Genomic DNA, 16211 nt, shown 5'->3' with positions numbered 1-16211 from the left:
GAGCCCAGGTGGGAGAGCCAAGATTCTCGAAGAACCCACTCATTATGAAGTGGGTTTTTTATTTACCCTAAGTTTTGCTGTGTTTCATTTGAGTCAGATTATTTTTTTTGTGATTGGCTGTCTGGCAAGTTTCGCCTTATTTTACCTGCTCTTCCCGCACCTGTTTACCCGCCAGCAAAAATTTTACCCCAAACGTGTCATTACTGCCTTTGAAAGCAGGATGTTTACTCGTCTCAAAGATACTTTTCCCCATCATCATATTTTGGCACAAGTTGCTTTCAGTGCCTTGATTACTCATGACCAGATGAACATCCGGAGTAAATTCAATCGCAAGGTGACTGACTTTGTAGTGATGGACCGGGAATATAATGTCGTTGCAATTGTAGAGCTCGATGATCCGAGTCATTTTGGTAAAGAAAAGGAAGATGCAGAACGCGATGCCATGCTGATTGCAGCAGGCTATACCGTTGTCCGATACACGGAAATACCGAGCATCAGACAACTACAACGAGATTTAAGATAACAAATTTATATAAAATACTTATTGCTGAATATTAGCCTCTGAGGCTGCCTGCACATCTGCCTTAGCATTTGCTTGCTGTTCCACTGCCTGCTTTCTCTCAGCTGCCTCACGTGCTTCAATTCGGGCGATCATTTCAGCCTGCTGCTGTTTATACTTTTCCTGATTTTTGGCATCACTATTTACAGCCAGAAATGCCATCGTGACCAAAAAAATTGGAATACATAAAGCCAGGGTTCCAAAAATAACCAGTTTCTTGACACTGCGGGTTTTTGTCTGTTGCGACATAACAAACCTATACTCTTGATCTAAAATCTTGAGCCACTATAACAAACTCAGATGATTGCTCAAGACTTAGCAAAATAACAAATAAAAAAAGGAGCCGAAGCTCCTTTTTTTGAATCAACTAATAAATTAATTGGTTGTTGCAGCGCCTGTACAATGCGGACTGGTACTTGCATCTTTCTGCGCACTAGTTAGTACGATGCCAGTTCCTGCAGGCATGTGGGCTTGAATAAAATCGATAGCTTTTTCATTTCTACACACAATCGCTTGCGTATGACTCGCATTTGGCACAACATCCAACTCATATTTACTTGAATAGTCGGCTTGTGGGAAATATTTGGTTGCCTGTAATTTCATATTAGCAACCAATGCTTGAGTAACAGGTGGCAATACAGCCTGATCATTTGCACCCTGAATAATATAAACTGGTGTTTTAATCACTTTAGCCGCAGTTGCGTTAGTTGCAGGCTGATTATCAAGCAAGAATTTCTGAACCACTGGATCTGTTTGGATTTTATTTAAATTAATTCCATACTGAGAAATCATATGATTTGAATCTTTTAAGAATTCAAGCACCCCAGCTTTAAACTGTTCTTGTAGACCATTTGCACTGTTCGGGTCTGAATAACTTAAACACACCCCCTCATCACCAGTACGACCATAGGCTTGCTCTGCAATCACGCCCGCATCTGCAGTAAAGATATTTTTCAAATCATAATTGGGTTCATACGCCTTAATACCTGAACTGGTTAATGCCGCATAAGCTAAAAGCTCTGCATATCCATCTGCAATTTGACTGATAAGCATTTGCCCTTGTGCACCCGTTAGCTGTCCCATACTTACTGCATAACGCACTTGCATCAACTGCTCATCCAATCGATTCAGTCCATGCGCTTTAGGCTGACCATTCGTATCAACATTTAAATTCGGATCAAGATAAATCTGAATAATTTGACCTAAACTTGAGGCCGGTGCACCTGCAACTGCTCCCTTATAACTGGTATCTGCATTGGCAAATTCTGCTGTGCCTAATGATGCATGTCCGCCTTGTGATTGACCAATCGACATCCATTCACCATTCAGCTTTGTACCATAATGAGCTTTCGCTGCCTTAACAGCAAAAATTGCTGATTGTGCTGCACTAGATAAATTTAGATAAGGATGTACACCTTTTGTACCTAGCCCCTCGTAGTCAGGTGCAACAATGACATAACCTGCTGCTAATAAACTATTGGCTAATATTTTAAAACGAGGGTGAATAACATTCTTACTCGGCGCACAATCATCCCCCGCACCCACAGTCCCATGTTCCCAAACTACAATTCGATAGCCATCTTTAGGCTGCGGCGCATCAGGAAACAATACCAAAGCTGTTGCTTCTGCTGTTTTCCCCTGTACATTGGTCATGTTATAGGTCATCACCTTGATCGATGAGCTACTATCGACACTATCCAAAGCATAATTAGCTTCTGAGATAAATGTTGGTTTCTGAGTCAAAATAGATGAGTCATTATCATCATTACACGCTGTTAACGACAGCATGGAAACAGAAACTGCCAATGCAACTGCTATTTTTGTAAATTTCATAAGATATCCTTTTTAATCATTATTTTTAAGCATGAAACTACATGCAAGCTCCATTAAGGCATAAAAAAAAGCACCCGAATAGGATGCTTTATGCCAAATTAACTTTTAAGATAAATATCTTTAAACGACCAAAGCCATAAAAATACCGCAAAAAATTAACAAGCCAATCCAGCGATTGTGACGAAATGCCCAAAAACACCATTGAGGATCTCGATCACGTGTTTTGTACCATTGGTAAATAAAATCAATAGCTACAACAATGAGTGCAGCCAGACCAAATGGAAGCAATAAATTTTCCAGCCAAAGTGCCGCAGCAATCAACCCAATACTAACGGCCTGTAAAGCACTAATAATTTGAATGTCATGCTGGCCAAATAAGATCGCTGTAGATTTTACACCAATCTTTAAATCATATTCCCGGTCAGTAATTGCATACTGTGTATCATAAGCTACAGTCCAGGCCAGATTACCAAAATACAGCAACCAGCAGGTTAAATCCGGAGTCTGCCCTACTGCGGTATAAGCCATGGGAATGGACCATGAAAATGCCGCACCCAAGAATACCTGCGGTAAATGCGTATAGCGTTTCATAAAAGGATAAATGAAAGCTAGAAATAAAGCCCCAAATGACCAATAGAACGTTTCAATCGGTAAGAAGAACAACAAGCAGGCACTAGCAGCCACCAGCACCAGGAATACCATTACTGCTTCTTTACCACTAATGATTCCAGTTGCCAGTGGACGTGTTTTTGTTCGCTCCACATGTGCATCCACCTTTCGGTCGGCAAAGTCATTAATGGCACAACCTGCTGCACGCATAAAGATGACACCAAGAATCATTAGCACCAGAATACTCAGATCAGGTATTCCCTTTGCAGCCACCCAAAGCGCCCACATGGTGGGCCAAAAAACCAGTTCTGTGCCAATGGGCTTATCAAAACGACAAAGATAATAATAGGCGCTCAGACGTTCACGCCAGCTAATTGCTTGTGCAGTTGCCATATCAAGTTAAGCCTGTTGATTTTCTATATATTGCTGGAAAGCCGGTAAAAATGTTTCTTGTACGATAAATTTACAGCCATGCCAAGTATAGCAGCTCTGGCGGGTCCACCCATCTTCAAGATAAATCACACGACGCTCACAATGCGGATTGGTACGCTGGAATAACAGCCAGCCAATCGGCTTCGATCCAATATGCTGAAAAATCCGTGCCCGTTTTTGCAGGCTTAAAATAGGGAAAATACTTTTAGCCTTTACCCAAGGTTGTTCATCACAACCATATAAATAGCTTTCCCGCACCCAAGAGGTATGTTGATGTGGCATCCCCATCCAGCTGGCATTTTCAAAGCTTAAACGCTGAAAATGTTCTTTTAATGGCTGTACCCTAAATTGCCCATCTGCCAAATCAGTTAATTGCTGGGTTAATGATCCTGATGCATATAGCCATTCCCGAAATACAGCTGGTATCTGCTGTCTAGGCTGATTCTTAAATTTTAAACTCACAACATTCCCAACTTCATGATCAGGCATTATCTGTCTTGGCGATAACTTCATATTTGCCACTTGGCAGTTTTTTCAGAATTATTCCATCTGTGGTGATATAAAAGCTTTGCGGATAGTTATAATCCAAAGCCAATTCAGGATTTCGCAATGCAACGAATTCCACCTGCTTATAACCTTCAGGTGTACGTCCGACTTCTATATAGGTCACTTCAGAAAAATTCAGTTTAAAACCTTTACTGTGATCTTGCGGATCAATCCAGGGAAAAAAGCCAGTATGTTTTTTACGTGCTGCCATAATCATTTATCTTTAATCAATAACAACATCATACAAAAAAACCCGCACAAAGGCGGGTCTTTTTTACAGTGAAATTCTTGGAAGAATTACAGGCTGTAGTACATGTCGAATTCAACTGGGTGAGTAGTCGTGTTCAAACGACGTACTTCTTCAGTTTTAAGCTCGATGTAGGCATCAAGCATTTCTTTAGTGAACACACCACCTTTAAGCAGGTAATCCTGGTCCGCTTGAAGCGCTTCAAGCGCCATTTCAAGGCTGTGTGCCACTGTAGGGATTTTAGCTTCTTCTTCTGGAGGAAGATCGTACAAGTTCTTGTCTGCAGCTTCACCTGGGTGGATCTTGTTCTGGATACCGTCAAGACCAGCCATCAACAATGCAGCGAAACCTAGGTAAGGGTTCATCATTGGATCAGGGAAACGTGCTTCGATACGTTTGCCTTTAGGGCTAGAAACATATGGAATACGGATAGAAGCAGAACGGTTACGCGCAGAGTAAGCCAACATAATTGGTGCTTCGAAGTGCGGTACCAGACGCTTGTATGAGTTTGTAGACGGGTTAGTGATCGCATTCAATGAACGCGCGTGTTTGATCACACCACCGATGAAGTAAAGTGCAGTTTCAGAAAGACCTGCATATTCATCACCAGCAAACAGGTTCTTGCCATCTTTAGAGATTGACATGTGAACGTGCATACCAGAACCGTTGTCGCCTACCATTGGTTTAGGCATGAAAGTCGCAGTTTTCGCGTATTGGTGCGCAACGTTCCAAACAGCATATTTAAACTGTTGTACTTCGTCTGCTTTACGAACCATTGTGTTGAAGCTTACACCGATTTCAAGCTGGCAAGATGCAACTTCGTGGTGATGTACTTCTACACGGCCTGGGCCCATGATCTCTTCGATTTTTGCACACATGTCTGCACGCATATCGTGGTGAGAATCTACTGGAGGGACTGGGAAGTAACCCCCTTTAACGCGTGGACGGTGACCAGAGTTACCTGATTCGTAGTCTTTACCAGTTGACCATGCAGCCTCTTCAGCGATCAATGTATGGCGAGCGCCAGACATGTCGATTTCCCATTTTACTTCGTCAAATACGAAGAATTCTGGTTCAGGACCGAAGAATGCAGTATCACCAATACCAGTAGATTTTAGGTATTCTTCTGCACGGCGAGCGATTGAACGTGGGTCACGGTCATAACCTTGACCAGTTGAAGGTTCAATGACATCACAAGTCACAACAACTGTAGGCTCAGCGAAGAACGGGTCGATAAAACCTGTTTCAGCATCTGGGCGTAAAATCATGTCTGACGCTTCAATACCTTTCCAGCCAGAGATTGAAGAACCATCGAACATTTTACCGTCTTCAAATGTATCTTCATCAATAGTGTCTGCTGGGTAAGTCACGTGTTGCTCTTTACCTTTAGTGTCTGTAAAACGGAAGTCTACCCATTTTGCGCCACTTTCTTGGATGAGTTGAAGGACCTTGTTCGCCATGCTCAATTTGCTCCGATGTTTTTTTGTTGCACTTACGAAGTGCGTGTTAGTAGTTGGTAGTTATTAAGCAATTACCGTACCAACTTTTAAAAATATAGCTAAAATCTTGAAATCCTTATGAGAATACGTGGATTGAAAGAAATACTTTCGGCCTATTATACTGTCTGTATAATTAAATGCACTATATTCAAGCATTCTCTGTGATTTTTGTTTCGTTAGATTTCATACTGCACCTTAACAGTGCGGTAAAATCACTATAGATGTTATTTCTGGTAAATAATGATGAGCTTATGTAGCTTTTATAAACTTTAGGTGAGTTTTTAATCGATTTAAAAGGTATTTTTGTATTATACTGCGAATATTCAGTTTTTCTTAAAGACTAAGGTTAAGAAAATACTCACCAAATTGAGTCACTTTAGATAAATAAACGATAAGAATACTGTTCCGTTTTCTCCGCCTGCTAATCAACTGTTGTTTTTTAAAGCAACTCATAAAAAAATTAAAGCATCAAAATTATGTATACATATTTTTTGACCTTAACTTACTTTTAGTTATTTACTATATTTTGGTTATATCACCGTATGTGTTGAGCCTTATCAACCCTGTTCATTTGGCTAAGCAGAAAAATTGGGCAAATTGTTGCGCCGTAGTTTCAGATTATTTGCTATGATGATTGTCGCTTTATTTTCACACAATGAAATCAACAGTTTAGTCAGCTTTTCTAGCTAGCTAAAAAACTGCTAATAAAGCACGCTCTGAATTACTCAAGCACAATTTAAGTGCATTAATTTCAATAGGTTAAGCTCATGCTTTTAATGATCGACAACTATGACTCCTTTACTTACAACATCGTCCAGTACTTTGGCGAGCTGAATCAAGAAGTAAAAGTAGTCCGTAATGATGCCGTGACTTTGGAAGATATTGAGCGATGGCAACCCAAGTATCTGGTCATTGGTCCTGGTCCATGTTCTCCAAGTGAAGCCGGTATTTCCATTCCTGCGATTCAGCACTTTTCTGGCAAGATTCCGCTATTAGGCGTATGTCTCGGCCATCAAAGTATTGGTCAGGCATTTGGCGGTGACATTGTACGCGCTAAACGTGTCATGCATGGCCGTCTATCCGACATGTATCACAGTGACAAAGGGATTTTCAGCAACCTGCCTTCTCCATTTTCTGCGACGCGCTATCACTCACTGGTGATTGATCAGGTGACCTTGCCGGAATGTCTGGAAGTGACCTGCTGGACCAATGAAGCAGATGGCTCAATGGAAGAAATCATGGGCGTAAAACATAAGACATTGCCTGTTGAAGGTGTGCAGTTCCATCCGGAGTCCATCCTGAGCCAGCATGGCCATCAAATCTTTAAAAACTTCCTAGAAATTTATGCGTAAATAATGATGAACATTCAACAAGCTTTAAACCATATTACAAAAAACATTCACCTGACTCAGCCACAAATGGAAGACGTGATGCGTTGCATCATGTCGGGTGAAGCCACTGATGCACAAATTGGCGCCCTAATGATGGGTCTACGCTTAAAAGGCGAAAGCATCGATGAAATTACTGCTGCAGCACGTGTAATGCGTGAATTGGCACTGAAAATTGATGTCAGCGATTTGCCATATTTGGTCGACATTGTTGGCACAGGCGGTGATGGTCAAAATTTATTTAATGTCTCTACTGCTTCAAGTTTTGTGATTGCGGCTGCAGGCGGAACTGTTGCTAAACATGGCGGTCGTGGGGTTTCTGGTAAATCAGGTTCATCCGATGTCCTAGAGCAAGCAGGTATTCGCCTTGATCTGAGTCTTGAGCAAAGTGAACGTTGCATTCGTGAAATTGGTGTAGGGTTTTTATTCGCCCCAAATCACCACAAAGCGATGAAATATGCCGCTGCGCCACGTAAAGAATTGGGTTTCCGTAGTATTTTTAATTTACTCGGCCCGCTTACGAATCCGGCTGGAGTAAAACGCTTTGTCATTGGTGTTTTCTCACATGAATTGTGCCGCCCAATGGCTGAAGTGCTTAAGCAACTCGGTGCTGAACACGTCATGGTGGTGCATTCACAAGATGGTTTAGATGAAATCAGTTTAGCATCTAAAACTTATGTGGCTGAACTCAAGAATGGTGAAATCACTGAATGGGAAATTATTCCTGAACAGGTCGATATTGCCTCTCAAACCTTAACAGGTCTAACCATTGACAGTGCTGCCGACAGCTTAAAACTGATTAAAGACGCATTAAGCAAAAAGAAATCTGAAATTGGTGAAAAAGCCGCAAATATGGTGGCGCTTAATGCTGGTGCAGGTATCTATGTAGCTGGTTTAACCACCAGCTATAAACAAGGTGTTGCTCTTGCCCATGACATTATTTATGGGGGGCAAGCTCTAGAAAAAATGGGCATTTTGGCAGAATTTGGCAATACGCTCAAAGAATACGACATCTAAGACAGCAGGAATTTTTAATCATGGTAGATATCGCAAATACGATTCTAGGTAAGATCGTAGACCGGAAAAAAGAAGAATTTGCTGCACGTCTGAAGCAAAAAAGTTATAAGGATGTTGAAGAGCTGGCTCAAGCTGCCACACCTGTACGTGGCTTTGCTCAATCATTGCTGGCTAAGCGCCCGGGGGTGATTGCTGAAATCAAAAAAGCCTCTCCATCCAAAGGCATTATCCGTGAAAACTTTAATCCAGCGGAAATTGCCGCACAGTATCAGGATGCAGGCGCTGCATGTTTATCCGTATTGACCGATGTGGATTTCTTCCAGGGTGCTGATGAGAATATTCAGATTGCACGTTCGCATTGCGATTTGCCAGCCCTACGTAAAGATTTCCTGATTGATCCTTATGGGGTGATTGAAGCGCGAGCTTTACATGCAGACTGTATCTTGCTGATTGTGGCTTGCCTGTCTGATCAGCAACTGGAAGAAATGTCGAAGACTGCTTTTGAGCATCATCTGGATGTTTTAGTCGAAGTGCATGATGAGGCCGAACTCGAACGTGCGCTTAAACTTTCAGATCGCTGCCTGTTGGGTGTAAATAACCGTAACTTGAAGACCTTTGATGTTGATTTAAATACCTCACTGCGTTTAAAACAGTTACTCGATCCATCTCGCTTGTTGGTGACTGAAAGTGGTATTTCAACACCTGCAGATGTCGCGATGATGCAGGAACATGATATTCATGCCTTTCTGGTTGGTGAAAGCTTTATGAAACAGCCGCGTCCGGATCATGCATTCCGCGAACTGTTTGGTGAACCAGAAGCTATATAAAAATTTTCAATTCAGGGCAAAATTCGTTTTGCCCTGATTCTTCCTACTCCCTGAATCAACTTTTAGACCTTCTAATTTATCTGTTTTTCTGTTCTGCCCCAGCTTGAAATCTCTCTAAAATCCAGCGTGTATAAATTGATTCATATATAATTCAATACTTTATGTCATAATAGACATATTTATGATTTGGTTATCTGGTCGAGCATATTAATACCGAAGAATTAATGTAGTGTATACATAGAAGAGTGGCCGTGAATACCACTACAATAATGATGAGTTAAATTGAAGCTAGTCCAATCATTTTATATCAGCCTGGATATACTCAAATACATTCTGCTTATATGAACAGTAAGACCTAAAAAATCAAATAATAAACGTGAGCTCTTATTGTATATTCACGTTTAAATTTCATTTAAATATTCACTTGAACAGAATACCTAAACAGTATGCGCGCAATGCAGTTCTCATTTTCTTGAATCAGGACTATAATTTATCAATATTTTCGCATCTTGCATGTTTTTTGATTATGAGCAAACACGATTCTTCGCTTTCCAAAGATCAGTTTAATTTGCTAAAGCAATTTAAAAAACAGATCAGCAATCCACAGCCACGCGTTGAAGTTGAGGCACCTGCGGTGAAAACACCTGAACAGGAACAAGCTGATGAGCTGGAATTGTTTCGTAAACAGATGCAGGGTGTACAAAAAATCGATAATGGCAATATCGCAAAAATCGAAAAAGCCGGCAAGAAAAAACCGGATGCACAGACACTAGCCAAACGTGCTGCTGCTGAAGGTCCGATGCAGACTGATGAAACTGCCCTTTCAGATACCCAGGCCATACTGAATCCAGTCGGAAGTCAGGCTGCGTTGAGCTATCGCATTGCGACCCTACAGCACAAAGTCTTTGAAGATCTGAAAGCCGGCAATCTGCGCTGGTATGAAGCAGTCGATCTGCACGGCTGTACCGTGGAAGAAGCACGTGTTGCAGTATTGCAAATTATCCAGATGGCGAAAGATGAAAATCAGAACGTAATTAAGATCGTACATGGTAAAGGTCCGGAAGCCATTTTAAAGACCTACGTAAATGGCTGGCTGCGTCAGCACCGTGATGTTTTGGCCTTTGTCAGCGCACCTGAAAACCAGGGCGGTACTGGCGCTGTGCTGGTTCTGCTCAAGCGTGCGGAAAAGAATCCAAAGTTCAAACAGTAATCGGAATTAACTCCAAATTAAGGCAATGTAATAGTTTTCTGCTACAATGCCGTCCTTGTTCTATCTCAGTGTAAGTGAATACGTCATATGACTATGCAGCAATCCTACGCAAACATTCTTACTGCCGTTGGTGAAGATTTAAATCGCCCTGGTCTCAAAGATACGCCTGTGCGTGCTGCGAAAGCTTTTTCGTATTTAACTTCCGGCTATAGCCAGACTCTGGAAGAAGTGACCAATAATGCGGTATTCCCGTCTGATAACCATGAGATGGTTTTGGTCAAAAATATCGAATTCTATTCGCTGTGTGAACACCATTTATTGCCATTTTATGGTCGTGTGCACATTGCTTATTTGCCAGAAGGCCGTGTTTTAGGTCTGTCTAAATTTGCCCGTATTACTGAAATGTTTGCACGTCGCTTACAGATTCAGGAAAATCTGACCCAGCAAATTGCAGAAGCAGTGGCTGAAGTGACTAGCGCACGTGGTGTGGCTGTAGTAATTGATTCTGCGCATATGTGCATGATGATGCGTGGTGTGGGTAAGCAGGAATCAACGACACGTACTGTTTCTTTTGTGGGTGATTTTAAAACCAATAAAGAAGAACGTCGTGAATTCCTGAGCGCAGTACCTGAAGCTTACTAATCGTTTTGATTTCAAAAGCCTCGACACTTGTTGAGGCTTTTTTATATGTGCTTTAATTTGTTCAATTTCAGATAACTTTAACTTGAGGATTCACTATGTCATCGATTTGGTTAGCAGGTCATGGTTTAACCCAGAGTGAAACCATAATTGATTATCCCCGTCCTGATCGCCTGGTCGCTGGCAATCCTAAACGTTCTACACAAAGCTTGTATGATCATCCCAATATGAATTGTGGTATCTGGGAATGCGAAGTCGGTGCATGGAATATTGTGTTTGCTGAGAATAAACAGGAATTCTTTACGGTCATTGAAGGTACAGTTCGCCTGCATGATGCCAACAAAAAAAGTTATGTAGAAATCAAAGCCGGTGATGCAGGTATTATTCCGCCAGGCTTCGTCGGTACTTTTGAAGTGGTAGAGGCAGTCAAAAAATACTTTGTCGTAGTTGAAGCCTAAAACCTGCTTTTGCAGGTTTTTCTTTTTTAAAACTATAAATAAATTCGACTACTACAATTCATTACAGCATCACTACCCGCTTTAGCACTCTTCCATCCTACATTATTCCTGATCATCTGTTCAGTTATGCATATTGATCTGCTTGTCTATATGCACTTAATAAAAAATACATACATTTTAAGAAAGCTCATGGACTTAAAAAATACAGAAAGGCATTCATGGTTATAGGGAAATATAGATACATAAGGAGAAAATATGACGATTAAAAAAGTTTCAAAAAATGTTCCCCGTAAAACCTCACGGGTAGTTTCGACCAGTTTTGATTACTCGCTGGATTTTGAAAAAATTGATTTTAGAAAACGGCCTGAATTGTACCGGATTGGACGTGGTGAACAGGGCGTGCTTTCAGTTGAACCGTATAAATCGGAAATTTTGCCATATTGGCGTTTTGCCGATGAGGAGAAGGCCCAAGCGAGCAGTACTAAGATTTATGCCATGTTTATAGATTATCTGGGAAAAGAAGATTTTATTGGTGCGGATATGGCACGTAAATTCTTGCAGATGGGCTATACCCGTGCCCGCCGCTATGCCAATCATAAAGGCGGTAAAAAATATGACGGTCCGGTGCCAGATGACAAAAAAGGATTGAGCGGCGCCCACGGCAGAGACGAATTGCCTCGTCAGCGAGAAGATCCCGTTAAAGCTGCCGCAGCACGTATCTTTAAAAAAAAATGGGATGAAGCCAAACTTCATCCCGAGTATATTAAGCAAAAACAGCAATTTAAAGACTGGATTGAATCGCTGCAATCCCATCAATAATTTAGGTCAGTGATGGTGTATTCAATACTCGCGTATCCGGGTCATTTTTTGCCAGATACACCCGATTACGACCAGTATTTTTTGCTGCATATAAAGCTGTATCGGCAGTATCCAGGAACTTCTGGTAGTCCGGATGACCATCATAAATCACACAGCCAATACTCACGGTAAACTTGAACTGAATACCCTGTGCAGTCGTGATTATGCCTTCTTCAATAAATTTACGGATATTTTCTGCAATATTCATGGCACGGCGTTGATCGGTATCGACCAGTAACAGCAAGAATTCTTCACCACCCACACGAAAAGCATAGTCACTGCCCTGACTGTATTTCTGTAATCCATCCGCAATAAATTTCAGGGCCAGATCACCCGCCGCATGACCAAATTTGTCGTTAATGGTTTTAAAGAAATCGGCATCCAGCGCCAATAAGGCAAGTGGTGTCTGGTTCTGACGTGAATAAGTAATTTCGCGGGAAATAATGGTATTTAGATAGCGACGATTGAGTAATTGAGTCAGGGAATCATTACCCGATTCAATATATTCTGCCACCTGAAATAGCTGATCAATCAGATGCTGAATCTCACGATTCAGCTCACGAATCTGCTGAATCAGGTTCAGTTTTTTTGTTTTGTCCTGACATTCTAAAATGATCTGATTTAGCGTATCGACCTGATGAATGCGTTCAATAATTAGCTGAACCTGATCTGAGCCGGTAAATGCATACGAGGCTTTATGAATAAACCATAGGCCAAATTCAGATTTGGACAGTAGCGGATGACGTAAGGTTTCCTGACCTGAGAACACTTTGTACATCAGCTCATTTTCCCAGTCGAGTAAGCAACTACGCTGCTTATCTTTTTGTACTGCAACATCCTGCATGGCAGAGAACAGACGATAACTGTGCTTGATTTCCTGATTTTTGGCAGTTTTTGCCTCATAGGAACGGCACATGATTTCAGTAGCGAAGCTCATAACCTGTACCAGATAGCTACAGGTCGTCAGTGTCAGCAACTGATCATCTTCTTCTAACAGCTCAAATATCTTGCGTTCAATTTCACGTACACCACGCATAATCAGCCAGGACGGAATACCTACCCGGGCATGGACATGACCGACGGTATGCTGTTTCTGTACAGCCTGTAAATACTGCTTATTGATACCGACACTAAAACTTTCTAACAGCCATTGATGCAAGGTGTTGCGCAGACGCTGCTGAATCAGATCGTCAGAAAAGAACTCTGCCGACTCTTTTTCCAGCAGCATATTTTTATAAAACTCTTCCACCAGTATCAGGGCATTATCCTGTATAAACTGGAAGGTATGGACTAAATCATCTAATGAATAATTTTGGCATATATGCTGCCACTGTCCCGCTAGCATATCCATACATTCATTGTCCATACTCAAACACCCCAATAAATTAGGTGAACAATATATCAAATTTATAAGCTATCGTTACCCCATACATCTATAATTTTGATGAAACGACATCTAAAAAAGCCACAAAATCCTTATATTTTTGTAACTTCTATTTTTATTTAAATCAGTAAATTTTAGAGATTTTACTCGAAAATTCACTTAAAAATAACGAATATAGTGTAAATGCAATGCCTGCCAGTCCAGACTCCCCTGCTGCTGGTATTGCCATCCAATCCGAATGGCATTTTGCATATTTAGGCTATATTGCAGTTCTGTATTCAGGTTGAGCATCCATTGCTGACTGTCATGCCAATAAGGGAGCTCTATCTGTACCAGACTGTTAATTCGGTCCGTCCAGATATTCTGACAGCCCGCGGTTGGCCCCAGACCTGCGCGCCAGCCCTCATCAAGGGCTTTACCAGCCTGCACATGTGTTTGTAATTGCACATAACATAGATGTTCACGTTCGGCATTAGCCCAGCTATAGCCACCCTGTACCTGAAAATTGGCTACACCATGCTGCTGTTCAGTACTGAACCCTCCTTCCCGGTCAAGAGCTTCCTGTTTCCAGCCCAGATTAAAACCCCAAGACAACGGAACCTTAAACGCATGAATCGGGTTATAAGAATTAACTGTTAACAGGTCCAGATGTTCCAGTTTGATACGATCATCACGGTATTGCAGTGCACCATCGAGGAATAATAATTGAGTGCCTGTGCGTAATCCGCCTTGTGGATCCATCAGATCATGATAAGCCTGACGGAAACCTAACTGAATCGCAGTTTGATCCTGTACCTGTCCAGCTTTAAATACGAAATTACGTGCATGATGGCTTTGTGTCGGATCTACTTTTGGAGTTTCTGGCTGCTGACGCTGTTTCTCTATGGCCAGCTGGCTTCTTAATCCCAATAACTTGCGAAAGCGTGGTTGGGCAAATGCTTCATCTACTTCCTGACGCAGAAAATCCAGATATAAATGATCATAGGCCATTTCCAGTATCTTGGCCTGATCTTCAGCAGGATAGTTGTGCAAGATTTCAGACATCTTAGCAGTTTCTGCATAAGCGACCTGATGTGCAGTTTTTGCCAGAATTTTACCATGCTGGCGCGATTGAGCCAGCAACTGGGTTTCGAGGGCGGGTCGATAGATTTTTTCCCGAATCAGCCCCTGCTGCTCTACAACTTTTAGGGTTTCTACCGGAATAGCGGTCGTACCGAACTGTTTTTGCAGATTCAGTCCAGGTCGGACCAAGTCGAGCAGACCTAAGAGACGATATGAACAATTATCATTAATAAAATAATAAGGGAAATTGACCTGTTGCATTTCCCACAGATGCTGTACCAGAAAAGTGGTTTCTTCAGGCGTCAGATTAAGTTCATATTCCCATAAATCCCGGCTTTCAAAATCGCCATATTCTTTGACTTTGCGATAATAAGGCATCAGTGAATATTCACCCGGATATTGCCCGGTTAGGCCTTTCCAGGCAAAGGACCAGTTATCATTGCTGTCTACAGTCGCTGCATAATTGACTGCATAAGAAATCAGCTTGAGTTCCTGCTGGTCTTTAGGGTCCAGACGCAGCAAAGTATGCCCAAACATTGAGCTCGGATTCCCCATAAAATCTGTCGCATAAATCAGGGTAGCTTTATAAGGCTTCACCTCCCCAATCCAGCGTTCAAGATCAGGACAACTTAGCTCAGGCAATTGCTGCTCAGAGATATTTAACTGCTGCATGAGCCAGTGACTACGTGCGGGAAACTTGCAGCGCACGGACTGATTGGGGGCAGCAGCTAAAAATAATGCCTGTATATTCTGCTGCATTTCCTGTTGCAGGTTACTTCCTCCCTGCTCTGCCAGAAAATAACCAGAGTAGCTGACCTCACTCTGACCTTTGCTATTGGCATACATTAAACGCTGCCAGGTTTCCGCCTTAAACAGCTGCTTCTGTACCGCCTGATCAAGATAAGGCTGAATATCTGGGGAAACGGTCGTAGCAAAACTTACGGGACTCGATAGCAAAGCTATGAGTAAAAAAGCATATTTCATTCAGTCAACGTATTCTTTGGTTTTTATAGTCATAAGAAAACCCTGCCAGTAGCAGGGTTTTTTAAGGATCCGTTAGATGTAAGATTTTAACACTTCATCTTTAGCCATCACGTTTTGTAATGAGCTCAAAACCTGTAAAGTATTTTGATTTTCTTCTGAATAGATTTCAGAGAAATTCTGCTTGGATAAAGTAAAGAAGCGTGCTTTATCTTCAGATTTAATATTCAGCAATTCTGCAAGCACATTCAGGCTTTCACCTTCACCAACAGCCATATCGCGTGCCAATGCTTCCGCATTTTCATTGGTAAACGTCACAACTTGTGCAGTGACTGTTCCTCCCTGACTACAACCCAAGGTACCGAAAGTAATCCCGAGCCATTGGTTAGTAAACAGAACGTTTGTAGTACCAGCAAGCAGTTTAGGAATAATGCCTGACTGACCTGCCCACACCTGACTACCGACACCACAACCAACATCATTGTCAGCCATCGCCAGGCTCGAACCAGTCGCTAATACTGCTGCGAGCATAATTTTTTTCAACATACTTATTCTCCGGTTATTCTCTGCATCTTTGTTATTGATATAATTATGTAATTTATATTACACATTAAGCAGATTAGCTGGAAGCTGATCGATACGCAATGTCAAAAACGTCCATG

General features: G+C 41.8%; 17 protein-coding genes. 8 read left to right on the top strand and 9 right to left on the bottom strand.

Annotated elements, in window-relative coordinates:
* Positions 1-79 precede the first annotated feature (79 nt).
* Complete coding sequence (locus BK820_RS12085; RefSeq protein ID WP_034424198.1) at positions 80-523, top strand: DUF2726 domain-containing protein; 444 nt, start codon at positions 80-82, stop codon at positions 521-523.
* An 18-nt stretch (positions 524-541) separates the two neighbouring features.
* Here BK820_RS12085 and BK820_RS12080 read toward each other — a convergent pair whose 3' ends face one another.
* The 6 genes from BK820_RS12080 to glnA all read right to left on the bottom strand — a co-directional run bounded on the left by BK820_RS12080 (position 542) and on the right by glnA (position 5692).
* Complete coding sequence (locus BK820_RS12080; protein WP_004810577.1) at positions 542-808, bottom strand: hypothetical protein; 267 nt, start codon at positions 806-808, stop codon at positions 542-544.
* 126 nt (positions 809-934) lie between these two features.
* Positions 935-2392 carry an alpha/beta hydrolase family protein gene (locus BK820_RS12075; protein WP_004810580.1) on the bottom strand — a complete coding sequence of 486 codons (1458 nt, stop codon included), beginning with the start codon at positions 2390-2392 and terminating at the stop codon, positions 935-937.
* 120 nt (positions 2393-2512) lie between these two features.
* Positions 2513-3394, bottom strand: coding sequence for a 4-hydroxybenzoate octaprenyltransferase (gene ubiA, locus BK820_RS12070; RefSeq protein ID WP_004810581.1), 882 nt, complete (start codon positions 3392-3394; stop codon positions 2513-2515).
* A gap of 6 nt (positions 3395-3400) precedes the next feature.
* Positions 3401-3922 carry a chorismate--pyruvate lyase family protein gene (locus tag BK820_RS12065; protein WP_004810583.1) on the bottom strand — a complete coding sequence of 174 codons (522 nt, stop codon included), beginning with the start codon at positions 3920-3922 and terminating at the stop codon, positions 3401-3403.
* The gene (locus tag BK820_RS12060) at positions 3915-4190 is read right to left on the bottom strand and encodes a hypothetical protein (RefSeq protein ID WP_004810585.1); all 276 of its coding nucleotides are present in this window, start codon (positions 4188-4190) and stop codon (positions 3915-3917) included. Before BK820_RS12060 ends, BK820_RS12065 begins: the two co-directional genes overlap by 8 nt.
* Positions 4191-4276: 86 nt before the next feature.
* Entirely contained in the window at positions 4277-5692 is a 1416-nt protein-coding gene (gene glnA / locus BK820_RS12055) for a type I glutamate--ammonia ligase (RefSeq protein ID WP_171056638.1), read from the bottom strand.
* A gap of 800 nt (positions 5693-6492) precedes the next feature.
* Here glnA and BK820_RS12050 point away from each other — a divergent pair.
* The 7 genes from BK820_RS12050 (at position 6493) to BK820_RS12020 (ending at position 12083) form a co-directional block, all read left to right on the top strand.
* The gene (locus BK820_RS12050) at positions 6493-7077 is read left to right on the top strand and encodes an anthranilate synthase component II (RefSeq protein ID WP_004810589.1); all 585 of its coding nucleotides are present in this window, start codon (positions 6493-6495) and stop codon (positions 7075-7077) included.
* Between the two features lie 6 nt (positions 7078-7083).
* A complete protein-coding gene (gene trpD, locus BK820_RS12045) occupies positions 7084-8130 on the top strand; it encodes an anthranilate phosphoribosyltransferase (RefSeq protein ID WP_034424202.1) in 1047 nt (348 codons plus the stop codon).
* A 20-nt stretch (positions 8131-8150) separates the two neighbouring features.
* Positions 8151-8957: an indole-3-glycerol phosphate synthase TrpC gene (trpC, locus tag BK820_RS12040; protein WP_004810594.1), complete on the top strand. Its 807-nt coding sequence runs from the start codon at positions 8151-8153 to the stop codon at positions 8955-8957.
* Between the two features lie 526 nt (positions 8958-9483).
* Positions 9484-10167: a Smr/MutS family protein gene (locus tag BK820_RS12035; protein ID WP_004810596.1), complete on the top strand. Its 684-nt coding sequence runs from the start codon at positions 9484-9486 to the stop codon at positions 10165-10167.
* Positions 10168-10260: 93 nt separating this feature from the next.
* The gene (folE, locus tag BK820_RS12030; RefSeq protein WP_017401324.1) at positions 10261-10809 is read left to right on the top strand and encodes a GTP cyclohydrolase I FolE; all 549 of its coding nucleotides are present in this window, start codon (positions 10261-10263) and stop codon (positions 10807-10809) included.
* Positions 10810-10904: 95 nt separating this feature from the next.
* Positions 10905-11264, top strand: coding sequence for a cupin domain-containing protein (locus BK820_RS12025; RefSeq protein WP_004810601.1), 360 nt, complete (start codon positions 10905-10907; stop codon positions 11262-11264).
* Between the two features lie 255 nt (positions 11265-11519).
* Positions 11520-12083 (top strand): DUF4385 domain-containing protein, encoded by a 564-nt coding sequence (locus tag BK820_RS12020; RefSeq protein ID WP_004810603.1) that lies wholly within the window; start codon positions 11520-11522, stop codon positions 12081-12083.
* Between the two features lies 1 nt (position 12084).
* On the opposite strand, the gene BK820_RS12015 is transcribed toward BK820_RS12020, so the two are convergent.
* The 3 genes from BK820_RS12015 to BK820_RS12005 form a co-directional block, all read right to left on the bottom strand.
* Entirely contained in the window at positions 12085-13488 is a 1404-nt protein-coding gene (locus BK820_RS12015) for a diguanylate cyclase (protein WP_034424121.1), read from the bottom strand.
* Between the two features lie 177 nt (positions 13489-13665).
* Positions 13666-15552, bottom strand: coding sequence for an Lnb N-terminal periplasmic domain-containing protein (locus BK820_RS12010; protein ID WP_004810607.1), 1887 nt, complete (start codon positions 15550-15552; stop codon positions 13666-13668).
* Positions 15553-15624: 72 nt separating this feature from the next.
* Positions 15625-16095 (bottom strand): DUF3015 family protein, encoded by a 471-nt coding sequence (locus tag BK820_RS12005; protein WP_004810609.1) that lies wholly within the window; start codon positions 16093-16095, stop codon positions 15625-15627.
* Positions 16096-16211: the final 116 nt, after the last annotated feature.

It is taken from the genome of Acinetobacter sp. LCT-H3, assembly GCF_001866125.1.
Lineage (GTDB): Bacteria > Pseudomonadota > Gammaproteobacteria > Pseudomonadales > Moraxellaceae > Acinetobacter > Acinetobacter schindleri.
The sequence above is the reverse complement of the archived record's forward strand: the minus strand, read 5'-3'. Positions and strand labels throughout refer to the sequence as shown.